Origin of the sequence: Kitasatospora sp. NPDC058170 (assembly GCF_042883905.1) — a bacterium.
In the GTDB taxonomy this organism is placed as follows: domain Bacteria; phylum Actinomycetota; class Actinomycetes; order Streptomycetales; family Streptomycetaceae; genus Kitasatospora.
Genome location: NZ_JBHVUV010000015.1, coordinates 91020 through 112485 on the forward strand (window position 1 = coordinate 91020; position 21466 = coordinate 112485).

A 21466-nucleotide genomic window follows, 5' to 3' on the forward strand; every position below is an offset into this window, starting at 1 on the left:
GGCGTCGGGTGGTTCCCGGGAACGCCCCGGGAACCACCCGAACGGCCCTGTCGGCCGCCGCCGCGCGCCGATCCGCCGGGACCGACTGAGCGAGCCCTAGTCCTCCAGCGGTCCGAACACCGCCGCGACCAGCTCGAACGCGGTCCGCCCGTCCAGCGACTCGCGGATGACGTCGGCGTGTCCGGCGTGCCGGGCGGTCTCCTCGATCAGGTGCAGCAGCACCCAGCGGGCGGAGCGGCGCGCGCCGGGCGGGAACCACGGCGCCACCGGCAGCGGCGCGTCGTGCTCCAGGTCGGGCAGGCCCCGGACGGCCTCCTCGGTCTCCGCCGCGATCTCCTCGTACTCCTTCAGCCAGCCGGCCAGGGTCTCGCCCTCGCCGAGCCGGAAGGACTCCGCGTGGTCCAGTTCGCCCAGGTCGCGGCCGAGCAGGACGCCACTGATCCAGTGGCGTTCGCAGAGCGCCACGTGCTTGATCAGGCCGGCCACCGAGAGGGCGCTGGCGCTCGGCGTGGCGGCGGCCTGCTCCTCGGTCAGGCCGAGGGCGGCCCGTCGCAGCCCGCCGCGCTGGGCTTCCAGGAAGGAGAACAGGGCGTCGCGCTCGTCGGTCTCGGCGTTCACCAGGGTGGGCATCGTGGTCGACCTCTCGTCGGTGGGGTTCCCGCCGCGGGCTCCCCGCTTCGGTAGTACGGAAGGTATCCACGATCTAGGACAGTTCCTGTCCTCATTGGTGCCTCCGTTGCCGGATACCCTTCGAAGGTCCGTACCGCGAGACCCCGGAGGCCCGCCGATGTTCGTCCTGCACGCGCTCTGGCGGGCGGACGGGCGGCTGGCGCTCTGGGCCGAGGACGCCCGGGCCTACGAGGCCGGACACGAGCCGGCCGACCGGCCCGCCCCGCGGGCCCACGGCTACGCCCTCCCGGCCGGCGAACTGGCCGCCCTGCTGGGCGGCATCGGCCCCGGTCTGGGCTGGCTGGCCGGGCAGGCCCCCGAGCGGTGGTCCACCCTGCTGCTGCCCACCGTCGGCGGGCAGCCCGCGCCGTCCCCCGACCTGCCGGTCACGCCCCGGCGCGGGGCCGCCGTCCTGCAGCCGTGGCGGGTGCCGGCGCTGCTGTTCGGCGCGGCGTCGGCCGCCCAGCTGCTCGGTGAGGTGTTCGACCCGCACTGGGCCGTCACCGGCGCCGAACTCCCCGGCGCCGGCCGGGTCGAGGTCACCTACGGACCGTCGCTGCGCTGGCTCACCGGCGTCCACGACCTCGCCTGGCGGACGGTCGGCCGGGGCCGGGTGCTGCCGGTGGCGGTGTGGGAGGACGGCGCCCCGCACGCCCGCTGGCGACCGGACCCGGGCCCGGCCGAGCGCCGCGAGGCCGCCGCGCTGGCGGCGGGCTGCCCGCCGGTCGGCCGGGGCGAGTGGCCGGTCGGCGGCGCGTCCGGGCGCGATGCGGAGGAGCTGCTGGCGGCGGCCCTGACCGCCCTGGTGGACGCCGAAGCCCGGGCCGCCCTCGCCGACGCGCCCCCGGCGTCGCTGCGCCCGCCCGCCACCGCCCGCGCGGGCGCCGCCGAACGCTGGCTCGCCGCCCTGTCCTCGGCGGACGGCCGGCTCGCCCCCGCGCCGGAGCCCGGCCGTGCCGATGCGCAGGCCCCCGGCGGATCCGCCCCCGCAGCCGCGTCCGCAGCCGCCCCTGCCCCCGTATCCGCCCCCGCCCCCGCATCGGCATCCGCCGTTGTGTCCGGGCCCGGCCGCTCCGGCGCCCCCGGCCACGGCGCGGACGACTTCGCCGAACTGCAGCGCCGGATCGCCGCCTGGTACGCCGCCGCCGAACCCGCCGAGCCCCGACTGCGGCTCTGCTTCCGGCTGTTGGAGCCGATCGGACCCGACCCGGACGACCCCGAGGGGCAGCCCTCCGACGACCACTGGCAGGTCGAGCTCCTGCTCCAGGCCGTCGACGAGCCCTCCCTGCTGGTCCGGGCCGCCGACCTGCACGAGGGCGGCTCCTCGCTCGCCGCCCTCGCCCGGGCGGCGGAGGACCCGGCCGGCGTCCTCGCGGCCGAGCTGGCCAGGGCCGCCCACCGCTGGCCTGCCCTGGACCGGCTGCGCCACCGCGCCCGCCCGGCCGCGCTGACCATCGACCGGGCCGGTGCGCTGGACTTCCTGCGCACCGCCGCCCCCGCCCTGGCCGAAGCCGGCTTCGGGGTGCTGCTGCCCGCCTGGTGGCGCCGCCGCCCCCGGCTCGGGCTCGCCCTGCAGACCACCACGCCCCCCGCCCCCGGCTCGCTCGCCGTCGCCGCCCAGGTGGACCGGGACGCGGTGGTCGCCTTCCGCTGGCAGGCCGCCCTCGGCGACGACGCCGCCCCGCTCACCGAGCAGGAGCTCGCCGACCTCGCCGCCGCCAAACAGGGCCTGGTCCGGGTACGCGGCAAGTGGATCGAGGCCGACCCCGCGCAGATCGCCGCCGCGCTCTCCTTCCTCGCCCACCGCCGCGACGGCGTGATGTCCACCGCCCGTCTGCTGCGCACCGCCCTCGACCCCGAGGCCACCGTGGCCGGCCTGCCGGTCACCGCCGTCCGGGCGGCCGGTCCGCTCGGCGACCTGCTCGCCGGGCGCGCCGCCGCCGCCCCCGCGACGGTGCTCCCGGCCGACTTCGGCACCACCCTGCGCCCTTACCAGGAACGCGGGTTGGCCTGGCTGCGCGGACTCGCCGGCCTCGGCCTCGGCGCCGTCCTGGCCGACGACATGGGCCTCGGCAAGACCGTCCAGACCCTGGCCCTGCTCGCCGTGGAGCGAGCCGAGGGCGCCACCGGGCCGACCCTGCTGGTCTGCCCGATGTCCCTGGTCGGCAACTGGCAGCGGGAGGCCGAGCGCTTCGCCCCCGGTCTGCGGCTGTACGTCCACCACGGCTCCGGCCGCCTCGCCGAGGACGAACTGCGCGCCGCCGCCGCGGGAGCGGACCTGGTCGTCACCACCTACGGCCTGGTCCAGCGCGACCTCGCGGCACTGCGCGCGGTCCGCTGGCGCCGCGTGGTCGCCGACGAGGCGCAGCACATCAAGAACCTCGGTACCGCCCAGTCCCGGGCGATCCGCGCCCTGCCGGTCACCGTGCACCGGATCGCCCTGACCGGCACGCCGGTGGAGAACCGGCTGGCCGAGCTGCACGCCGTCCTGGACTTCGCCAACCCCGGCCTCTTCGGTTCGGCCGAGCGCTTCAAGGAGCGCTACGCGATTCCGGTCGAACTGCACCGCAACCCCGACCTCACCGCCGAACTCCAGCGCCGCAGCGGCCCGTTCGTGCTGCGACGGCTCAAGTCCGATCCGGCGGTGGCCGCCGAGCTGCCCGCCAAGCAGGAGATGACCGTCTGGTGCAACCTCACCGCCGAGCAGGCCGGTCTCTACCAGGCCGTGGTGGCCGACCTGTTGCAGCGGGTGCAGGGCATCAAGGGCGTACAGCGGCGCGGCACCGTGCTGGCGGCCATCGGCAAACTCAAGCAGGCCTGCAATCACCCGGCCCAACTGCTGCACGACGGTTCGGCGTTGGGCGATCGGTCGGGCAAGGTCGCCCGACTGGAGGAGATCCTCGCGCAGGCCCTCGCCGACGGTGACCGGACGCTGGTCTTCACCCAGTACGCGGAGTTCGGCGCGATGCTCCAGCCGCACCTGGCCCGCCGGCTCGGCGAGGAGGTGCTCCACCTGCACGGCAGGGTGTCCCGGGCGCGCCGCCAGGAACTCGTGGACCGCTTCCAGTCCCCGGACGGGCCACGGGTGTTCCTGCTCTCGCTGCGCGCCGGCGGCACCGGCCTCAACCTCACCGCCGCCAACCAGGTGGTGCACCTCGACCGCTGGTGGAACCCCGCGGTGGAGGAGCAGGCCACCGACCGGGCGTTCCGGATCGGCCAGCGCCGGGACGTCCAGGTCCGCCGACTGGTCTGCGTCGGCACGATCGAGGAGCGGATCGACGAACTGCTGGCGGGCAAGCGCGCGTTGGCCGAGGCGGTGGTGGGGGAGGGCGAGCAGTGGCTGACCGGCCTCTCCGCAGAGGCGCTGCACGAACTGGTCACCCTCTCCCGGGACGCGGTGGCCGAGGAGGAGGAGCGATGACGGACCAGGACGACACCGCGGCCGAGACGGTGACGGTCGCCGACTACTGGCGCGGCGACTTCACCCTCGGGGCCCCCGCGCAGGACGACCCGGAGGAGCCCTCACTGCGCCGGCTCGGCCCGTCCGGGATCACCGTGCGCGGCAGCGACCTCGCCGACCTGCTGGCCCCGGCCTACGAGCACTTCCGGGCCTGAGGCCGCACGGGCGCGCCGGGTGGGGCCGACCGCGCCTCCGGCCCGCCCGGCCGGGCTCTCCCCGGACCCCGGTGCGGTAGCGTCGCCCGGGTGATCGACACCTCCGCCGGACCGGACCTCTCCGCCTTCGGGGCGGTCGCCCGGGCCCGCGCAGGGGCCGCCTGCCGCCGGGCCGGCAACCCCGCCGGGACCGGCGACGCCCCCGGCCCGGCTTGACCCTCGACCTGGTCGAGACCCCAGAGTCCCCCGGTATGGAGAGCGACCTGCGCAGCATCGGCGAACTGGCCCGCGACAGCGGCCTGGGCGTCAGCGCGCTGCGTTTCTACGACGGCGCCGACGTGCTCACCCCGGCCTGGGTCGACCCGCAGAGCGGCTACCGCTGGTACGGGCCGCGGCAACTCGCCGACGCCCGGCTGCTCTGCCGGCTGCGGCGGGTGGGTCTGCCGCTCGCCGACATCCGGGCCGTGCTCGGCGCCGCCTCGGGCTCCGGGGCCGCACACCGGGTGGTCGCCGCGCATCTGCGCCGGCTGGAGGACGGCCTCGCCGACGCCCGCCGGGAGCTCTCCCTGATCCGAGCGCTGATCGACCAGAGGGAGAACCCCGTGACCGCCACGCCCGCCGAACACCGCTTCACCGTCGCCGCCGAGGAACTGGCCGCCGCCCTGGACGCCGTCCGCTTCGCCGTCGGCCACGATCCCGGACTGCCGGTGCTGGCCGGCGTGCTCTTCGACCTGGACGGCGGGGTGCTGCGCCTGGTCGCCACCGACCGCTACCGGCTGGCCCTGGCCGAACTGCCCGTCCACGGCGCCCCGTCCGAGCCCGGCCCGGCCGGCGTGGTCGTCCCGACCGCCCTGGCCGACGGCATCCGCGCGCTGCTCGGCGCGGGTGCCGAGGAGGCGGAGCTGACCCTCGGCACCGGCCTGGTCCGGGCCGAGATCGGCGGCCACCGGATCGAGGGCGCCACCCTGGACCACGACTACCCCGACTACCGTCCACTGGTCCGCCTCGACCCGGGCCACCGGATCGGCCTGTCCGCCGCCGAGCTGCGCAGCGCCGTCGAGTCCGGGGCCACCCGCAGCCTGCCCTCCGGTCCGCACGGAGCCGCCTGCGAGGTCACCGTGCTCACCGTCGACGGGGGCGGCCGCCTCGCCATCGCCCCGGCCGACGGCGGCGGCCCGGTCGGTGACGGCCTCCGGGTGGCGGTCAACCGCGACTTCCTGCTGGACGCCCTCCGGGCCGGGGCCCCCGAGCAGCTGGTGCTCGAACTCGGCGGCCCCATCGCACCGCTCGCCATCCGCACCCCCGGCCGGGACGGCACCTTCTCCCTGCTGATGCCGATCCGGATCCCCGAACCCGTCTGAGCCCCGAGCCCGGCTACGCCCCTCGGCACGCCCGCCATCAGGAACGTTTGCTACTGCTAGCACCGTGCTTGCATTTGCAAGCACGGTGGGGCAGGGTGGTGGCATGGCCTCACTGAATGTCGGTTCGCTGGGCGAGTACATCCGCGAGCAGCGGAGGAACGCGCAGTACTCGCTGCGGCAGCTGGCGGAGGCCGCCGGCGTGTCCAACCCCTACCTCAGCCAGATCGAGCGAGGGTTGCGCAAGCCGAGCGCGGAGATCCTGCAGCAGATCGCGAAGGCGCTGCGGATCTCGGCGGAGACGCTGTACGTCCAGGCCGGGATCCTGGAGGAGCGGCGGGGCGAGGGCCTGGAGCTACGGGCCTCGATCCTGGCCGATCCGCTGATCAACGAGCAGCAGAAGCAGGCGCTGCTCGCGGTCTACGACGCCTTCCTCAAGGAGAACGCCGCTCACAAGGACGCGGCGTCCGACGGCCCGCAAGCCGACGGCCCGCAAGCCGATGGCCCAGAAACCTAGACACCGGGAGGACCGGCCATGCCGATCACGGACGAGATCAAGAAGACCCTGAGCGACCCGACCCCGCTCTACGCCCTCGCAGGCGCAGGCGACCTCGCCTACGAGAAGCTGCGCGAGGTGCCAGGCAAGGTCGAGGCGCTGGCGGCGGACCGCAAGGGCACCCAGGAGAAGGCCACCGCCGCGCTCCAGGAGGCCCAGGCCCGGCTGGTCGAGGCGCAGGCGAAGGTCGCGGACGGCGTCACCACGCTGCCGACCGACCTCAAGGTGCTGCAGGAGAAGGCGCAGACCTTCGCCCTCCAGCAGGTCGGCCGGGCCGTCGAGCTCGCGGTGAAGGCCAAGGAGGCCTACGACGAGCTGGCCGAGCGCGGCAAGGGCGTCGTGGACCGGGGCCGACCGGGCGAGCTCGCCGAGCCGCAGCCGGCCGACGCGAAGGCCGAGCAGGAGCCGGTCGAGGCGGAGCTGGTCGAGGACGACGCGGCCGAGGACGCGCCCGCGCCCGCGCCGAAGAAGGCCGCCCGCGCGCGGAAGACCGCCGAGTAGCAGACTGCGGCCGGTTGCGGACCGGCCCGCCGGGGCACATCAGGTGAGCCCGGTACGTTGACCCCTTGCCGCCCGCCGCGCCGTGCCAGGATGGGCGGGCAAGGTGCCGGAGCCGAGACGAAGAGGAGGCCGTGATGGGCGGACTGGTCCAGTTGCTGGACTTGGACTACCTGAATCCGTTCTGGTGGTTGGCCATCGCCATCCTGGGCTTCAAGCTGTTCGCGCTTCTCGACGCCGCCACCCGTCCGGAGGACGGCTACCGGGCGGCCGACAAGAAGACCAAGCCGTTCTGGCTGGCCCTTCTGGGTGTCGCGTTCGGGCTGGACCTGCTCTTCGGGGCGAACTTCCTGACCAGCTTCCTGACCCTCGGCGGCCTGGTCGCGGCGATCGTCTACATGGTCGACGTGCGTCCGGCGATCCGGGAGCTGACCAACCGGGGCGGCGGACGGGACGACCGGCGCAACATGGGGCCGTACGGGCCCTGGTAGAGCGCCGGCAGGGCGACAGACATCGAGCCCCGGCGCGCGGGACGTCCCGCGCGCCGGGGCTCGTCGCCGTCCGGGTCAGCCCAGGATCAGCTGGACGGGGTTGCGCTCCAGCAGCAGCACGGCGACGTCGTCCGTCAGCGCGCCGCCGTTGAGCTCCTCGACCTCGGCGATGGCGCTGTCGACCAGTCGGCCCCTGGTCAGACCGGCGGACTGGTGGTCGCCGATCAGATCGGCCAGTCCGTCCTGGCCGAGGCGGCGGGAGCCGGCGCCGACCCGGCCTTCGATCAGCCCGTCGGTGTAGAGCAACAGTCGCCAGCCGGGCGGCAGTTCGACCCGGTGCGCGGGCCAGACCGCCTGGCCGTCGTCGCAGGGCAGCAGGCCCAGCGCGGGCCCGGCGAGCTCGGCGGGGAGCATCACGGGCTTGCGGTCCCGGCTCAGCAGCAGCGGCGAGGGGTGGCCGGCCAGATAGAGCCGGGCGTACTCGGCGGCGCCGAGCGAGGTGAGCTCGCCGGGGCCCCCGCCGGGCTCGATGACCAGCATGCAGAGCGTCGCGAAGATCTCGTCGCTGCGCCGCTCGTGCTCCAGGACGTGCTGGAGGGTGGTCAGCAGGGCCTCGCCGGTGAGGCCGGCGAAGACGAGGGTGCGCCACGCTATCCGGAGGGCCACCCCGAGAGCGGCCTCGTCGGGGCCGTGTCCGCAGACATCGCCGATCACCACGTGGACGGTGCCGTCGTCGGTGCGGACGGCGTCGTAGAAGTCGCCGCCGAGCAGGGCGCGGCGGCGGCCGGGGCGGTAGCGCCGGGTGAAGGAGAGGCCGGCGCCGTCCAGCAGCGGGGTGGGCAGCAGGTGGCGCTGGAGCCGGGCGTTCTCCTGGCCGCGCAGCTCGGCCTCGACCAGGCGGCGCTGCGACTCGTCGGCCCGCCTGCGCTCGACCGCGTAGCGCAGCGCCCGGGCCAGCAGCGGGCCGTCCGTCTCGTTCTTGATCAGGAAGTCCTGGGCGCCCGCCGCCACGGCGGCGGCGCCCAGCTCGGCTCCGGCGGCGTCGGTGAGCACCACGACGGCGGTGTGCGGGGCCCGGCGGAGCAGCTCGTGCAGGCCCTCCAGGCCGTCGGAGGCGTCCGAGGGGTGCGCCAGATCAGCGGGGGCGGCGAGGTCGAGCAGGACGCAGCTGAAGTCGCTGCCGCGGGCGCGGACGCGCCGGCTCCACGACGGGGCGCTGCCCAGCAGCTCGGTGGCCTGCTCCAGGCCGCGGGCCCAGTGGACCTCGATGGAGGTGCCGCTGTCGGCCACCGCGGCCTTGATCAGCTGGACGTCGGAGGCGTCGTCCTCGATCACCAGCAGCTTGAGCGGTGCGGCGGAGGGGGTGGGGGCTCCGACCGGGGAGGACGCGGGGGAGGGGAGGGCACTGCCGGCGTTCGCCCGGGGGTGAGGTATCTGGGGAGTGACGATGACGCGTCCGGCCGGCTGCTCGGCGGGACCGGTCCGCTTGCGGGCATGACTGGAGAGGGCGCCGTCGAGGGCGCCCGGCAGGTCTGCGGTACCAGGTACCCGCCCGTCTCCCGTTGCGGGCATCGGTTGATCCTCCCTTTCCCCGAGTGCGTAACGGTCGGAGTCCGTCCGCAGTGCCCGCCTGGCACCGTGCGTCGGGGAATGTCTCGCGACCATAACGTGATCTCCGGGGATTTCTCTGGCCGACCGGCGCCGTTGTGGCTATTGCCACGCCGGTGGCGGTGTGATGGATGGACGAGGACGACGGCCGGGGCCCGTACCGGCAGGCGCGGGAGCGGGCAGGAAAGGATTGGACGATGGTGACGCGGATCACTCTGGTCGAGGGTGACATCACGGAACAGCAGGTGGACGTGGTGGTGAACGCCGCCAACTCCTCCCTGCTGGGCGGCGGCGGGGTGGACGGTGCGATCCACCGCAAGGGCGGGCCGCTGATCCTGGAGGACTGCCGGCGGCTGCGCGCCTCGCACTGGGGCAAGGGCCTGCCCACCGGGCAGGCCGTGGCGACGACGGCCGGGCGGCTGCCGGCCCGCTGGGTGGTGCACACGGTGGGGCCGGTCTATCGGGCGGAGGACTACGACGGCAGGGCCGAGCTGCTGGCTTCCTGCTATCGCGAGTCGCTCCGGACGGCTGTGGGTCTCGGCGCGAGCTCGGTGGCCTTTCCGGCGGTGTCCGCCGGGGTGTACGGGTGGCCGCTGGAGGACGCGGCCCGGATCGCGCTCGGCACCGTCGCCGGCCTGGTGCGGGGCCGGCGGCCGGGGGCGGAGGCGGAGCTGGACGAGGTGCGGTTCGTGCTGTTCGGGGCGGAGGCGTACGGGGTGTTCGAGGCGGAGCTGCACAGGTTGAACGAGGTCGAGCGGGGCGGGTCGGGTGGTCGAGCGGCCGGTGCCCCGGGTGGTTGAGCGGTCGGTGCCCCGGGCGGCCGTGGCGGTGCCGCTCGGGTGTCCCCATGGTGGCGTGAGGGGGCGTCAACACGCCAGAGGTATTCGATAACTCGTTCGAGTGAATCCCCGTGCTCGCTCACCAGCTCCCGGGTCGCTCGGACCGCCCGCGGAGCGCTCCGGGGCTACGGCGCGAGCGCCGTCCAGGGCACCGTGACCTCGCCCTGCCGCCAGCGCCCGCGCGCGTCCACCAGCGGCCAGCTGCCCGCCAGCGCCGTGCACGCGGCCACCCAGCGCTGCCGGGCGCCGAACGCCCCGTACGGCGCCGCCGCCGCCCAGGCCCGGTCGAAGTCGCCGAGGAAGGCGTGCACCGGGCGACCCGGCACGTTGTGGTGGATCAGCGCCTTCGGCAGCCGCTCGGCCAGGTCGGACGGCTGCCCCAGCCCGCCGAGCCGGGCCGCGAAGGTGACCGTCCGGGGGCCCTCCGGACCGAGCGCGACCCAGACGTGCCGCCGCCCGATCTCGTCGCAGGTCCCCTCGACCAGCAGGCCGTCCGGGGCCAGCCGGGCGCAGAGCCGTTCCCAGACCCCGGCCACCGCGGACTCGTCGTACTGCCGCAGCACGTTGGCGGCCCGGATCAGCCCGGCCGGAGCGCCGCCGTCCAGCGGCACCTCGAAACCACCGCGGCGGAAGGTCAGCAGCGGCGGCTCGGCGTACGGCAGCGCCGCCGCCACCCGCTCCGGCTCGATCTCGATCCCCACCACCCGGACGTCCGGGCGCACCGCCCGCAGCCGACCGGACAGCTCGACCGCCGTCCACGGCGCGGCGCCGTACCCCAGGTCGACGGCCACCGGGGGACGGTTGGCGGAGCGCAGCGCCGGGCCCAGCGTGTGGGCGATCCAGCGGTCCATCCGACGGAGCCGGTTGGTGTTGGTGGTTCCCCGGGTGACCGTTCCCACCGGCCGCCCCGGGCGCCCGCGGGCGGGCGCGGCGGCGGAGTCGAAGGAGGCGGGCATGCCCAGAAGGGTACGCGGAGCCCCGCCCGCCGCCCTCCGGCGGTCGCCCCGCACCGGGTGCGCCGGGCGCGCCCGCCCGGCCCCGCCCGCCCCCGGTCCACCACCCGGGTCCGGCCCGCAGCCGCCGTCGCGCCATCTCATCGGCCGAGACGGGAATGCCGATCGGTGACCAGGTGGTTGGCACACTGGTGGTGATGTGTGCCCGGACGGGGCAGCACACCGCCGCGCCGCAGCCACGGCGCGGCGGTGCGGCATGGGCGGACGCGCACAGACCGAGCAGCAGACCGCAGGCCAGAAGGCTGCAGAGACCGGGCAGCACAGAGGAGGCTTCAGCCAGGTGATCCAGCACCCCGTCCGTCCGGTACGCCGTGCCCAGCCGACCCCGTCGGCACGCGGCCGGATCCAGTCGCTCGTCACGGGCCGCCAGCGCCGCCCGCGCCGGATAGCGATGCTCAGCGTCCACACCTCGCCGCTCCACCAGCCCGGTACCGGTGACGCGGGCGGCATGAACGTCTACATCGTGGAGCTCGCCAAGCGGCTCGCCGACCTCGACATCGAGGTTGAGGTGTTCACCCGGGCGATCTGCTCGGACGACGCCCCCACCGTCGAGCTGGCCCCCGGGGTCCTGGTCCGCCACGTCACCGCCGGACCCTACGAGGGCCTGGTCAAGGAGGACCTGCCGGCCCAGCTCTGCGCCTTCACCCACGGGGTGCTGCGCACCGAGGCCGGCCACCGCCCCGGCCACTACGACCTGGTGCACTCGCACTACTGGCTCTCCGGCCAGGTCGGCTGGCTGGCCGCCCAGCGCTGGGGAGTGCCGCTGGTGCACACCATGCACACCATGGCGAAGGTCAAGAACGCCGCGCTGGCCGAGGGCGACACCCCCGAACCGGCCGCCCGCGTCATCGGCGAGACCCAGGTGGTGGAGGCCGCCGACCGGCTGATCGCCAACACCACCGAGGAGGCCGCCGAGCTGGCGCTGCACTACGCGGCCCGACCGGACCAGCTCGCCGTCGTCCACCCCGGCGTCAACCTGGACGTCTTCCGCCCCGGCGGACCGGGCGCCCGGAGCGCCGCGCGGGCCCGCCTCGGCCTGCCGCAGGACGCGGCCGTCCTGCTCTTCGCCGGCCGGATACAGCCGCTGAAGGCCCCGGACGTGCTGCTGCGCGCCGTCGCCGCGCTGCTGGAGCGCCGGCCGCAGCTGCGCGAGCGCTTGGTGGTGCCGGTGGTCGGCGGCCCGTCCGGCACCGGGCTGGCCCGGCCGGAGAGCCTGCACAAGCTGGCCGCCCAACTGGGCATCGGCGACGTGGTCCGGTTCCACCCGCCGGTCGGCCAGGCCCTGCTCGCCGAGTGGTACCGGGCCGCGACGGCGCTGGTGATGCCCTCGTACAGCGAGTCCTTCGGGCTGGTCGCCCTGGAGGCGCAGGCCTGCGGCACACCGGTGGTGGCGGCCGCGGTCGGCGGTCTTCCGGTGGCCGTCCGGGACGGCCGCACCGGGACGCTGGTGCACGGCCACGACCCGCTGGCCTGGGCGCACGCACTGGAGCCGTACGTCACCGAGCCGGCCCTGGTGGCCCGGCAGGGCGAGGCGGCGGCCCGGCACGCGGCCGGCTTCGGCTGGGACACCGCGGCGGCGACCACCGCCGAGGTCTACGCCGGCAGCCTGGCCCGCCCGGCGGGCCGGCTCACCGGCTCCCGCCTGCGGCTGGTGTGACCGCCCGGGGTAGCGGCCGCCGGGGGTGACCGACCGTCCGGCGGGCGCGGTCGCTGCTGCGCGCGACGGTACCGCCGAGTAACGTCACCCCCATGGCAATCCGCACCAAGGACGAGGCCCTGACCCTCCTGCGCACCGCCCTGGACGACACCGGGGCAACCTGGGAGCCGGCCGCCGCCGACCCGTACACGCTGGTCGTGAGCCTTCCGGGCACCCGGAAGCTGAGCACCGCCTGCGCCCTGCGGGTCGGCGACCACACCCTCTCGGTGAACGCCTTCTTGATCCGCCGCCCGGACGAGAACCACGAGGGCGTCTACCGCTGGCTGCTGGAGCGCAACACCAGGCTGTACGGCGTCGCGTACGCGATCGACCCGCTCGGCGACGTCTACCTGACGGGCCGGCTCCCGCTGGAGGCACTCACCGCGGACACCGTGGACCGGCTGCTCGGAACGGTGCTGGAGAACGCCGACGAGCCGTTCAACACGCTGCTGGAGCTGGGCTTCGCCTCGTCGATCCGGCGCGAGTGGGAGTGGCGGACCAAGCGCGGGGAGTCGACCCGCAACCTGGCCGCCTTCGCCCACCTCGCCGCCCCCGCGACGGACCCGGCCGGGCCTAGCTAGCGCGGGCCGCGGCGGGCTCCGTCGCGGCGTCCGTCTTCGGGTCGGCCGCCACCGCGGCGGCCGTCGCCGCACCGGGCCGCCGGCCCAGCACGGCGTAGCCCACCGCCGCGAGGGTGCCGCAGACCGCACAGGCGCCCCACGTCACCCCGCTGCCGGCCTGCTCCAGCAGCACACCGCCGACCGCCGGGCCGAGGAACGACGCGAGCGACCAGGACAGCGAGTAGACGCCCTGGTAGCGGCCGCGGGCATGGGTCGGCGACAGCTCCGCGACCAGGCCCATCATGGTCGGCGCGCTCAGGATCTCGCCGATCGTCCAGACCGCGACGGTGAACGCGTAGAACCACGCGGAGGAACCGGCCAGCGCGGTCAGCCCGAAGCCCCAGCCGATCAGCAGCGCGCTGGCGACCAGCAGCGCCGTCCGGTCGCGCCCCTCCATCCAGCGGGTGAGCGGGATCTGCAGCAGCACGATCAGCAGGCCGTTGAGGCCGATCACCAGGCCGTACTGGGTGGCCGAGATCCCGGCCCGGCCCATGTCCACGGCCAGGGTGGTGCTGCCCTGCTGGGCGACCAGCGCGAGCAGCAGCATGAGCCCGACCACCGCCATGAAGCGGGTGTCCCGGAAGACCGTGCCGAGGCCGACCGCGGGCTGGTCCGCGGGGCCGGCCGGGGTGTCCGGCCGGGTCTCGGGGATCCGGACGAAGATCACGACCGCGCAGATCAGGGTGGAGAGCGCGTCCAGCAGGAACAGGGTCAGATAGCCGTGGGTGGCGATCAGCCCGGCGGCGGCCGCCGAGATGCCGAAGCCGATGTTGATCGCCCAGTAGTTCAGCGCGTAGGCGCGGACCCGGTCCTCGGCGGGCACGATGTCCGCGATGATCGCCGAGGTGGCCGGCCGGGTCGCGTTGTTGCACAGGCCCACCAGGAAGGCGACCACGGCGATCGCCACCTGGCCGTCGGTGAAGCCGAGCACCGCCGTGAACAGCGCGGTGCCGAGCTGGGCGGCGACCAGCGTCGGGCGGCGCCCGATCCGGTCGGTCAGCACCCCGGCGCCGATGGAGGCGATCGCCGAGCCGAGGCCGAACAGCGAGGCGACCAGACCCGCGTACGAGGCCGAGTACCCGCGGTCGGTCGTGAGGTACAGCGCCAGAAACGTCACCACGAACGCGCCCAGCTTGTTGATCAGGGTCGACGTCCAGAGCCACCAGAACTGCCGCGGCAGACCGCCCATCGTCTCGCTCGCGGCTCGGCGGACACGGGCGGAGACGGGCAGATGGGGCATGTCGGGCTCCCGGCGGCAGGCGTGCCGCTGAGCGGTACCCGTGGGTCCGGACAGCGGTCGAGGTAAGTGGCACAAGTGCTGTGCACACATTACACAGGGGGGGTGGTCCCGACCAGGGGGTTTTTCCCGCCTCCACTAAGCTGGGCGCCATGGCTGACACGACGTACCGACTCATCCTCCTCCGCCACGGCGAGAGCCAGTGGAACCAGAAGAACCTGTTCACCGGTTGGGTCGACGTCGACCTCAACGAGAAGGGCGAGAAGGAGGCCGCACGCGGTGGCGAGCTGCTCGCCGCCGAGGGCTTCTTCCCCGATGTGGTGCACACCTCGCTGCTGCGCCGCGCCATCCGCACCTCGCAGATCGCCCTGGACAAGGCCGACCGGCACTGGATCCCGGTCAGCCGCAGCTGGCGCCTGAACGAGCGCCACTACGGCGCCCTCCAGGGCAAGGACAAGGCCCAGACCCTGGCCGAGTTCGGCGAGGAGCAGTTCCAGCTGTGGCGCCGCTCCTACGACACCCCGCCGCCGGTGCTGGCCGACGACGCCGAGTACTCGCAGGCCGGTGACGCCCGCTACGCCGACATCCCGAGCGAGCTGCGTCCGGCCACCGAGTGCCTGAAGGACGTCGTCGACCGGATGCTCCCGTACTGGTACGACGCCATCGTCCCGGACCTGGCCGCCGGCAAGACCGTCCTGGTCACCGCCCACGGCAACAGCCTGCGCGCGCTGGTCAAGCACCTGGACGGCATCTCCGACGAGGACATCGCCGGCCTCAACATCCCGACCGGCATCCCGCTGGTGTACGAGCTGGACGCCGACTTCAAGCCCGTCACCAAGGGCGGCCGCTACCTGGACGCGGACGCCGCCGCGGCCGCCATCGAGGCGGTCAAGAACCAGGGCAAGAAGTAAGCCCGGAGACGCTCGGGCCCCGCTTTCCGGATATCCGGGGGCGGGGCCTTTGTCGTTCAACTCCGCTGTGGAGCAGGGCTGTTGACTGCTGCAAAAGTGGTTCAGACCATTGACGGCCCCGGTGGCGGCTCCTACCGTGTGAGCACCGACCTGGCGCAGGCATGCCAGAGGTCGCCCCCAAGACCCCTGGTCCGCCGCACCCCCATGCGCGTGTGACTGCGCCCGGCGCACTCTCCATCCACCCCCACGGAGGAGCACCATGCGCAAACGTCATATCGTCGGGGCGGTGCTGGCCGCGCTCGCGGTACCGCTCACGCTGGCTCTGCCGGCGCAGTCGCACGGCTACATCACGACCCCGCCCAGCCGGGCCGCGCTCTGTGCGGCGGGCACCGTCACCGGCTGCGGTGAGATCCAGTGGGAGCCGCAGAGCGTCGAGGGCCCGAAGGGCTTCCCGGCCAGGGGGCCGGCCGACGGCGCGATCTGCGCCGGAGGCAACTCCCGGTTCGCCGAGCTGGACGCCCCGCGCGGCGGCAACTGGCCCTCCACCGCGGTCACGGCGGGGCAACAGCTCACCTTCACCTGGAAGTTCACCGCGCGCCACGCCACCACGAACTTCAAGTACTACCTCACCAAGGCCGGCTACAACGCGGCCCAGCCGGTGACCCGCGCGAGCCTGGAACTCACGCCGTTCCTCACCGTCCCCTACAACGGAACGCAGATACCGTCCACGGTCAGCCACAAGGCCGTGCTCCCCGGCGGCCGGACCGGTCACCAGGTCGTGGTCGCGGTCTGGGAGATCGCCGACACCGGCAACGCCTTCTACTCCTGCACCGACGTGAGGTTCTGACCGGGCCGGATCGCCACCGGCCCCCGGATCCGCACCGGGCCGCACCGGGCCGCGATCCGGGGTGCACGACCGTCTCCCACGGCGGCCGTGCACCACGGAGCCTGCCGGCGGTAACCGGCCGCCGGCGTCAGTGGCCGCAGCAGCCGCCCGTGGCGCCGCCGCACTGGCAGGGCGCGCCGGACTGGCAGCCGCAGCCGCAGCCCGGACCGCAGCCACAACCGGCCGCGAGGACCGGCAGGAGCTTCGGAGCGGGCGGCTCTACGGTGTCGTGTGCCGGTGTCGGTCGGGTCGGGTTTGCCTTCATCGCGCTGGACCCTCCTTGTGACGGGCACACTTCGGTGCCTACGGCATCGAGTGAAACCGCCGAGCGGAGGGAGCGTCAACGGGCGCGCAGTGGTGGGGCACCGAGATGTCGTGCGCCCTCACCACCCCTGCCCGAGGTTTACTCACCCCCGGGGGTGAGCATCCCGCCCGGACGAACCCCTCAGGCCCCTCCGGGCGGGTGCGCCCCGCAGGTCACTCCGCGGCGGCGGCCTCCGAGGCGGCCACGAACTCGTCCACGTGCTCACCGGTCACCAGGTACACCACGCGCTTGGCGACCGAGACGGCGTGGTCCGCGAAGCGCTCGTAGTAGCGGCCGACCAGGGTGACGTCCACCGCGGTCTCGATGCCGTGGTGCCAGCGGTCGTCGATCAGGTGCGCGAACAGCTCGCGGTGCAGCGCGTCGATCGCGTCGTCGTCCTGCTCCAGCTCCAGCGCCTTGTCGACGTCCTTGGTGGCGATGACCAGGCCGGCCTTGGCCACCAGCCGCTGGGCGAGCTGGCCGAGCTCCAGGACGGTCGCGTGCAGGTCGCTCGGCACCGCCGACTCGGGGTAGCGCAGCCGCGCCACCTTGGCCACGTGCCGGGCGAGGTCGCCGCAGCGCTCCAGGTCGGCGCTCATCCGCAGCGAGGTGACGACGATGCGCAGGTCGGTGGCGACCGGCTGCTGGCGGGCCAGCAGGTCGATGGCCCGGTTCTCCAGCTCGTGGTGCAGGTCGTTGACCTTCTGGTCGGCGGCGATCACGCTCTCCGCCAGCTCCAGGTCCGCGTCGAGGAGCGCCGTGGTGGCCCGCCCCAGGGCCGAGCCGACCAGCCGGGCCATCTCGACCAGGCTGTCGCCGATCGAGTCGAGTTCCTCGTGGTACGCGTCGCGCATGCTCTCTCCTCAGTAGCTGTGTCGGTGGCGGTGCCGACCGGTCATTCCGTACGACCGTCGGTACGGCGTTCGAGTGACCGCTGCTGGTGGCGCGAATGCTACGCGCGCACCGGGGCGACGGACGGCTGTTCGGCCCGCCACCCTGTCCCACACGGGCTGCGTGGCCAACTCTGGGCCGTCCGGGCGACCACGCACGACCCGCGCGGTGAATCGGCAGCTACGTGAAGGTGAATTCTCGGCAACGTGCGGCCGATCCCTTGATCCGACCCAGGGGGAACGCCCTCACCGTGCGCTTAGGCTGGCGGCATGGACGTGAACGTGGCCGCCGCCGCTGCCTGCGCCATAGCCGGGCTCGGCGTCGGCCTCACGGCCTCGATCGCATTCCGCTGGAGCGAGCGCGAACAGGCCCGGGGCAGGTACAGCGGCACCAGCGGCAAGAACAGCGGTCGGCAGCAGACTCTGGGCACCGGCCCCCAGGAACCCCCGCTCCCTCCGGGGGTCGACACCGTACTCTCCGTGCTGCGCTCCTGCGCGATCGTGCTCGGCGAGGGCGACGAGGTGGTCAAGGCCAGCTCGGCGGCGTACGCCATGGGCCTGGTCCGCGGCGGCGCGGTGGCCGTCGACCAGATGCTCTCGCTGGCCCGCGCCACCCGCCGGGACGGCGAGATCCGCCAGGTCGAGCTGGAGGTGCCCCGCCCCGGCGCGGCCCGCGCCGCCGAGCCGCTCGCGGTGTCCGTCCGGGTCGCCCCGCTGGGCTCCCGGCTGGTCCTGGTCCTGGTCGAGGACCAGACCGACCGCCGCCGGGTCGAGGCGGTCCGCCGCGACTTCGTCGCCAACGTCAGCCACGAGCTCAAGACCCCGGTCGGCGCGCTGTCGCTGCTCTCCGAGGCGGTCGCCGACGCGTCCGACGACCCGGAGGCCGTCCAGCGCTTCGCCGGCCGGATGCAGATCGAGGCGACCAGGCTGGCCAGCCTGGTCCAGGAGATCATCGACCTCTCCCGGGTCCAGGACGACCGGCTGATGGTCGACCCGGAGCCGGTCGCGGTGGACGAGCTGATCGCGGAGGCGATCGACCGCTGCCGCCAGCAGGCCGCCGCCAAGCAGATCCTGATCGCGGCCGGCGGCATCGCCGGCCTCTACCTGCACGGCAACCGCGGCCAGCTGGCCGCGGCGCTCGGCAACCTGGTCGAGAACGCCGTCAACTACAGCCCGCCGCGGACCAGGGTCGCGATCGCCACCCGCCGGATCTCCAGCGCGGCCGCCCTCGGCGAGGCCGACGGCGAGCTGATCGAGATCTCGGTGACCGACCAGGGCATCGGCATCTCCGAGAAGGACCGCGAGCGGGTCTTCGAACGGTTCTACCGGGTCGACCCGGCCCGCTCCCGGCAGACCGGCGGCACCGGTCTCGGCCTCTCCATCGTCAAGCACGTGGCCGCCTCGCACGGCGGTACCGTCTCGGTGTGGAGCGTCGAAGGCCAGGGCTCCACCTTCACCGTGCGCCTGCCCGCCGGCCAGGCGCCCGCCGCCGAGGCCGGGACCGGTACGGCCGGCTCGGCCGCCACGACCCCCGAGACCCTCACGGACCGGACGGCCACCACGGGCCGCCCGGACCGGCCGCTCCCCGCCGGGGAGCCCGCAGCACCCCTGTCAGACACAACCCAGCAGCTTGCCCCGGAGGCCTGATCGTGACCCGAGTACTGGTGGTCGAGGACGAGGAGTCGTTCAGCGACGCCCTCTCGTACATGCTCCGCAAGGAAGGCTTCGAGGTGGCCATCGCCGCCACCGGCCCCGACGCCCTGGAGCAGTTCGAACGCAACGGTGCCGACCTCGTCCTGCTCGACCTGATGCTGCCGGGCCTGCCGGGTACCGAGGTCTGCCGCCAGCTGCGGGTGCGCTCCAACGTCCCGGTGATCATGGTGACCGCCAAGGACAGCGAGATCGACAAGGTCGTCGGGCTGGAGATAGGCGCTGACGACTACGTCACCAAGCCGTACTCCACCCGCGAGCTGGTCGCCCGGATCCGCGCGGTGCTGCGCCGGCGCGGCGAGGCCGACGGCATCGGCGACAACGGCGGCGGCCCGGGCGCCCTGGAGGCGGGCCCGGTCCGGATGGACGTGGACCGCCACGTGGTGACGGTGGACGGCGCCAAGGTCGACCTGCCGCTCAAGGAGTTCGACCTGCTGGAGATGCTGCTGCGCAACGCGGGCCGGGTGCTCACCCGGATGCAGCTGATCGACCGGGTCTGGGGTGCGGACTACGTCGGCGACACCAAGACCCTGGACGTCCACGTCAAGCGCCTGCGGGCGAAGATCGAGCCGGACCCGGGCGCCCCGCGCTACCTGGTCACGGTGCGTGGCCTGGGCTACAAGTTCGAGCCGTAAACCGCCGCGGCGCCCGACTTGCGGCGCCCGACTGCGGCACACGGCGAAGGCCCCCCTCCGGTATCCGCCGGAGGGGGGCCTTCCCCGTGTGGTGCCCAGCCCCGGGGGGCCGGACGTCAGTGCGCGGCGGCGGCCGTCGAGGCACCGCCGGACGGCGTGGCCGCACCGGTGGAGGCGGCGGCCGGGGAGGCCGAGCCGGAGGCGGCGGGCGAGGCCGGGGCGGCCTTGGACGGCGCGGCCGCCGGGGAGGCGGTCGGGCCGTAGCCCTTGTAGACGCCCTTGTTCGGGCTGACCGCGGCCTCGGCCGCGACCTTGTCGCCGCTCTTGAAGGCGAAGGTGGTCGGCACGAAGCCGCCCACGCTCAGGGTGGCCGAGGCGACCTTGGCGGACGGGTTGCCGTCGCCGCCCAGCAGCACCGCGCCACCGGCCGGCACGACGATGCCGGTCAGCGGGGCGCCCTTCTCGTCGGCGAGGACGGCGGTCGTGCCGGCGCCCACGGTGACGGACGCCAGCTCGACGGGCTCGGTGCCGCTGTTGCTGATGTTCACCGTCACGCTGGCGGGGCCGGTGTGCTCGCCCGAGGACTCGTCGCCGGTGACGACGACGATGTTGTTCAGTCGGAGGTTCGTACCGAGCGTCGCCGAGGCGTTGTCAGGCTTGATCTCCAGGGTCTCCGGCGAGTTGCCGGTCGCGCAGGAGGACAGCGAAACGATGGCCAGGGCGGCGAGGGCGGCGATGCTGCCGCGTCGAAGGCTGCGGCTCACGGCGGCGGCTTCTCCTAAAGGTAAAGGTCACGTGTCGGGTGGTCAGGTCTCAGATTATCGACCTCGCTTATGCGCTCTTCACGGGGTGGGTCCCCGTGTCGCGCTCCCGGCCCCTGTCCGGCGCCCGTACGGCCGAAGTTCTACGTGTTCAGGTCAAGCTTCGGCCCGGGCGCGCCGACCGGCGACACGGTCGGGTATTGCCCGCGGAACCGCCCCGGCGGCGCGCCGGGAGTCGACCAAGATCGGATCACGATCGGGAAACGGCCCGATAAACGGTGAAAATTCAAGATCCAATCACGGTTTCGGGAGTGTTGCCGCAGGTTTCGGTAGGTGCCGGAACCGCCTCCGACCTGCGGGAAGCCCGCGTCGAACACCGGTCGCAGCACGTCATGGGGGTCCTTGTCAAGCCCCGAGACCGGCCCTGACCTGCGAAAACGCCCTTCGGGTGCGCCGAAAAGCGTGTTATTCTGGAAAGCCACGGAAGGGGTCCTGTCACATGACGTTCAAGGTTGGCGACACGGTGGTCTACCCCCATCACGGGGCCGCGCTGATCGAGGCCATCGAAATTCGCCAGATCAAAGGTGTGGACAAGACCTACCTGGTGCTCAAGGTGCAGCAGGGAGACCTGACGCTCCGCGTGCCCGCCGAGAACGCGGAGTTCGTCGGCGTGCGCGATGTAGTCGGCCAGGAGGGTCTGGACCGGGTCTTCGAGGTGCTTCGCGCACCGTACACCGAAGAGCCGACCAACTGGTCCCGTCGCTACAAGGCAAACCTCGAGAAGCTCGCCTCGGGTGACGTTATCAAGGTCGCCGAGGTTGTGCGCGATCTTTGGCGTCGCGAGCGCGAGCGCGGTCTGTCGGCCGGCGAGAAGCGCATGCTCGCCAAGGCCCGCCAGATCCTCGTCAGCGAGCTCGCGCTGGCCGAGAACACCAACGAGGACAAGGCGGAGACGCTGCTCGACGAGGTCCTCGCCTCGTAGCGCGGTCGGGCTCGCGCCCCACCCCGCTCAAGCGCCCGTTACGCTCACAGCGCCCGATGTCCGCGCGCCGCTCACAGGATGAACCGTCCTGGAGTGGTGCAGTGGCACCTCGGGCGCTGAGGCGTGTCCGGAAGGCGGCCGCACCCCGCGCCGGTGAACCGTTCCCCCGTTCACATCTGAAAGACCG

22 protein-coding genes are annotated in these 21466 nt (G+C 73.9%); 15 read left to right on the forward strand and 7 right to left on the reverse strand.

Going from position 1 to position 21466, the window contains the following annotated elements:
* Window positions 1–96 precede the first annotated feature (96 nt).
* On the reverse strand, window positions 97–630 hold the full coding sequence (locus tag ACFVVX_RS18455) for a DinB family protein (protein WP_387946691.1): 534 nt from the start codon (window positions 628–630) through the stop codon (window positions 97–99).
* Window positions 631–787: 157 nt separating this feature from the next.
* Between ACFVVX_RS18455 and ACFVVX_RS18460 the strand changes: the two genes are divergently transcribed.
* The 7 genes from ACFVVX_RS18460 (at window position 788) to ACFVVX_RS18490 (ending at window position 7187) form a co-directional block, all read left to right on the forward strand.
* Complete coding sequence (locus ACFVVX_RS18460) at window positions 788–4090, forward strand: DEAD/DEAH box helicase (RefSeq protein WP_387946693.1); 3303 nt, start codon at window positions 788–790, stop codon at window positions 4088–4090.
* Complete coding sequence (locus ACFVVX_RS18465) at window positions 4087–4284, forward strand: hypothetical protein (protein WP_387946695.1); 198 nt, start codon at window positions 4087–4089, stop codon at window positions 4282–4284. Before ACFVVX_RS18460 ends, ACFVVX_RS18465 begins: the two co-directional genes overlap by 4 nt.
* A gap of 90 nt (window positions 4285–4374) precedes the next feature.
* A complete protein-coding gene (locus ACFVVX_RS18470; protein ID WP_387946697.1) occupies window positions 4375–4500 on the forward strand; it encodes a hypothetical protein in 126 nt (41 codons plus the stop codon).
* 35 nt (window positions 4501–4535) lie between these two features.
* Window positions 4536–5645 (forward strand): MerR family transcriptional regulator, encoded by a 1110-nt coding sequence (locus ACFVVX_RS18475; RefSeq protein WP_387946699.1) that lies wholly within the window; start codon window positions 4536–4538, stop codon window positions 5643–5645.
* A 103-nt stretch (window positions 5646–5748) separates the two neighbouring features.
* Window positions 5749–6159 (forward strand): helix-turn-helix domain-containing protein, encoded by a 411-nt coding sequence (locus ACFVVX_RS18480; protein WP_387946701.1) that lies wholly within the window; start codon window positions 5749–5751, stop codon window positions 6157–6159.
* A gap of 18 nt (window positions 6160–6177) precedes the next feature.
* A complete protein-coding gene (locus ACFVVX_RS18485) occupies window positions 6178–6699 on the forward strand; it encodes a hypothetical protein (RefSeq protein WP_387946703.1) in 522 nt (173 codons plus the stop codon).
* Window positions 6700–6833: 134 nt separating this feature from the next.
* Entirely contained in the window at window positions 6834–7187 is a 354-nt protein-coding gene (locus ACFVVX_RS18490) for a DUF2516 family protein (RefSeq protein WP_387946705.1), read from the forward strand.
* A 75-nt stretch (window positions 7188–7262) separates the two neighbouring features.
* Here the strand turns inward: ACFVVX_RS18490 and ACFVVX_RS18495 are convergent, their stop codons facing one another.
* Window positions 7263–8759: a PP2C family protein-serine/threonine phosphatase gene (locus ACFVVX_RS18495; RefSeq protein ID WP_387946707.1), complete on the reverse strand. Its 1497-nt coding sequence runs from the start codon at window positions 8757–8759 to the stop codon at window positions 7263–7265.
* A 233-nt stretch (window positions 8760–8992) separates the two neighbouring features.
* On the opposite strand from ACFVVX_RS18495, the gene ACFVVX_RS18500 reads away from it, so the two are divergent.
* On the forward strand, window positions 8993–9595 hold the full coding sequence (locus ACFVVX_RS18500; protein ID WP_387946709.1) for an O-acetyl-ADP-ribose deacetylase: 603 nt from the start codon (window positions 8993–8995) through the stop codon (window positions 9593–9595).
* 164 nt (window positions 9596–9759) lie between these two features.
* Here ACFVVX_RS18500 and ACFVVX_RS18505 read toward each other — a convergent pair whose 3' ends face one another.
* Window positions 9760–10590, reverse strand: a complete 831-nt coding sequence (locus ACFVVX_RS18505) for a class I SAM-dependent methyltransferase (RefSeq protein ID WP_387946711.1) — start codon at window positions 10588–10590, stop codon at window positions 9760–9762.
* 400 nt (window positions 10591–10990) lie between these two features.
* Here ACFVVX_RS18505 and mshA point away from each other — a divergent pair, with 400 nt between their 5' ends.
* Entirely contained in the window at window positions 10991–12304 is a 1314-nt protein-coding gene (mshA, locus tag ACFVVX_RS18510) for a D-inositol-3-phosphate glycosyltransferase (protein ID WP_387946894.1), read from the forward strand.
* 92 nt (window positions 12305–12396) lie between these two features.
* Complete coding sequence (locus ACFVVX_RS18515) at window positions 12397–12924, forward strand: YbjN domain-containing protein (RefSeq protein WP_387946713.1); 528 nt, start codon at window positions 12397–12399, stop codon at window positions 12922–12924.
* Here the strand turns inward: ACFVVX_RS18515 and ACFVVX_RS18520 are convergent.
* Complete coding sequence (locus ACFVVX_RS18520) at window positions 12917–14203, reverse strand: MDR family MFS transporter (RefSeq protein ID WP_387946715.1); 1287 nt, start codon at window positions 14201–14203, stop codon at window positions 12917–12919. The genes ACFVVX_RS18515 and ACFVVX_RS18520 overlap by 8 nt on opposite strands.
* 149 nt (window positions 14204–14352) lie before the next feature.
* On the opposite strand from ACFVVX_RS18520, the gene ACFVVX_RS18525 reads away from it, so the two are divergent.
* Both ACFVVX_RS18525 and ACFVVX_RS18530 read left to right on the forward strand, forming a co-directional pair.
* Complete coding sequence (locus ACFVVX_RS18525) at window positions 14353–15111, forward strand: phosphoglyceromutase (RefSeq protein ID WP_387946717.1); 759 nt, start codon at window positions 14353–14355, stop codon at window positions 15109–15111.
* Window positions 15112–15370: 259 nt separating this feature from the next.
* Window positions 15371–15958, forward strand: coding sequence for a lytic polysaccharide monooxygenase (locus tag ACFVVX_RS18530; protein ID WP_387946719.1), 588 nt, complete (start codon window positions 15371–15373; stop codon window positions 15956–15958).
* A 516-nt stretch (window positions 15959–16474) separates the two neighbouring features.
* Here the strand turns inward: ACFVVX_RS18530 and phoU are convergent.
* The gene (gene phoU / locus ACFVVX_RS18535; RefSeq protein ID WP_387946721.1) at window positions 16475–17155 is read right to left on the reverse strand and encodes a phosphate signaling complex protein PhoU; all 681 of its coding nucleotides are present in this window, start codon (window positions 17153–17155) and stop codon (window positions 16475–16477) included.
* A 306-nt stretch (window positions 17156–17461) separates the two neighbouring features.
* On the opposite strand from phoU, the gene ACFVVX_RS18540 reads away from it, so the two are divergent.
* Together ACFVVX_RS18540 and ACFVVX_RS18545 are read left to right on the forward strand one after the other, a co-directional pair.
* Complete coding sequence (locus tag ACFVVX_RS18540; RefSeq protein ID WP_387946723.1) at window positions 17462–18838, forward strand: sensor histidine kinase; 1377 nt, start codon at window positions 17462–17464, stop codon at window positions 18836–18838.
* Window positions 18839–18840: 2 nt separating this feature from the next.
* The gene (locus ACFVVX_RS18545; RefSeq protein WP_387946725.1) at window positions 18841–19536 is read left to right on the forward strand and encodes a response regulator; all 696 of its coding nucleotides are present in this window, start codon (window positions 18841–18843) and stop codon (window positions 19534–19536) included.
* Between the two features lie 116 nt (window positions 19537–19652).
* On the opposite strand, the gene ACFVVX_RS18550 is transcribed toward ACFVVX_RS18545, so the two are convergent.
* Together ACFVVX_RS18550 and ACFVVX_RS18555 are read right to left on the reverse strand one after the other, a co-directional pair.
* Entirely contained in the window at window positions 19653–20300 is a 648-nt protein-coding gene (locus tag ACFVVX_RS18550; protein ID WP_387946727.1) for a DUF461 domain-containing protein, read from the reverse strand.
* Between the two features lie 140 nt (window positions 20301–20440).
* Window positions 20441–20779 (reverse strand): hypothetical protein, encoded by a 339-nt coding sequence (locus tag ACFVVX_RS18555; RefSeq protein ID WP_387946729.1) that lies wholly within the window; start codon window positions 20777–20779, stop codon window positions 20441–20443.
* A gap of 17 nt (window positions 20780–20796) precedes the next feature.
* Here ACFVVX_RS18555 and ACFVVX_RS18560 point away from each other — a divergent pair, with 17 nt between their 5' ends.
* Window positions 20797–21279: a CarD family transcriptional regulator gene (locus ACFVVX_RS18560; protein WP_030244332.1), complete on the forward strand. Its 483-nt coding sequence runs from the start codon at window positions 20797–20799 to the stop codon at window positions 21277–21279.
* Window positions 21280–21466 lie beyond the last annotated feature (187 nt).

Excerpts from the sequence above, each read along its gene's own strand:
- ACFVVX_RS18480 (WP_387946701.1), top strand. The coding sequence starts at position 5,749 with ATGGCCTCACTGAATGTCGGTTCGCTGGGCGAGTACATCCGCGAGCAG.
- ACFVVX_RS18475 (WP_387946699.1), top strand. The coding sequence starts at position 4,536 with ATGGAGAGCGACCTGCGCAGCATCGGCGAACTGGCCCGCGACAGCGGC.
- ACFVVX_RS18505 (WP_387946711.1), bottom strand. The coding sequence starts at position 10,590 with ATGCCCGCCTCCTTCGACTCCGCCGCCGCGCCCGCCCGCGGGCGCCCG.
- phoU (WP_387946721.1), bottom strand. The coding sequence starts at position 17,155 with ATGCGCGACGCGTACCACGAGGAACTCGACTCGATCGGCGACAGCCTG.
- ACFVVX_RS18530 (WP_387946719.1), top strand. The coding sequence starts at position 15,371 with ATGCGCAAACGTCATATCGTCGGGGCGGTGCTGGCCGCGCTCGCGGTA.
- ACFVVX_RS18455 (WP_387946691.1), bottom strand. The coding sequence starts at position 630 with ATGCCCACCCTGGTGAACGCCGAGACCGACGAGCGCGACGCCCTGTTC.
- ACFVVX_RS18460 (WP_387946693.1), top strand. The coding sequence starts at position 788 with ATGTTCGTCCTGCACGCGCTCTGGCGGGCGGACGGGCGGCTGGCGCTC.
- ACFVVX_RS18495 (WP_387946707.1), bottom strand. The coding sequence starts at position 8,759 with ATGCCCGCAACGGGAGACGGGCGGGTACCTGGTACCGCAGACCTGCCG.
- ACFVVX_RS18560 (WP_030244332.1), top strand. The coding sequence starts at position 20,797 with ATGACGTTCAAGGTTGGCGACACGGTGGTCTACCCCCATCACGGGGCC.
- ACFVVX_RS18515 (WP_387946713.1), top strand. The coding sequence starts at position 12,397 with ATGGCAATCCGCACCAAGGACGAGGCCCTGACCCTCCTGCGCACCGCC.
- ACFVVX_RS18540 (WP_387946723.1), top strand. The coding sequence starts at position 17,462 with ATGGACGTGAACGTGGCCGCCGCCGCTGCCTGCGCCATAGCCGGGCTC.
- ACFVVX_RS18500 (WP_387946709.1), top strand. The coding sequence starts at position 8,993 with ATGGTGACGCGGATCACTCTGGTCGAGGGTGACATCACGGAACAGCAG.
- ACFVVX_RS18485 (WP_387946703.1), top strand. The coding sequence starts at position 6,178 with ATGCCGATCACGGACGAGATCAAGAAGACCCTGAGCGACCCGACCCCG.
- ACFVVX_RS18465 (WP_387946695.1), top strand. The coding sequence starts at position 4,087 with ATGACGGACCAGGACGACACCGCGGCCGAGACGGTGACGGTCGCCGAC.
- ACFVVX_RS18490 (WP_387946705.1), top strand. The coding sequence starts at position 6,834 with ATGGGCGGACTGGTCCAGTTGCTGGACTTGGACTACCTGAATCCGTTC.
- ACFVVX_RS18520 (WP_387946715.1), bottom strand. The coding sequence starts at position 14,203 with ATGCCCCATCTGCCCGTCTCCGCCCGTGTCCGCCGAGCCGCGAGCGAG.
- ACFVVX_RS18525 (WP_387946717.1), top strand. The coding sequence starts at position 14,353 with ATGGCTGACACGACGTACCGACTCATCCTCCTCCGCCACGGCGAGAGC.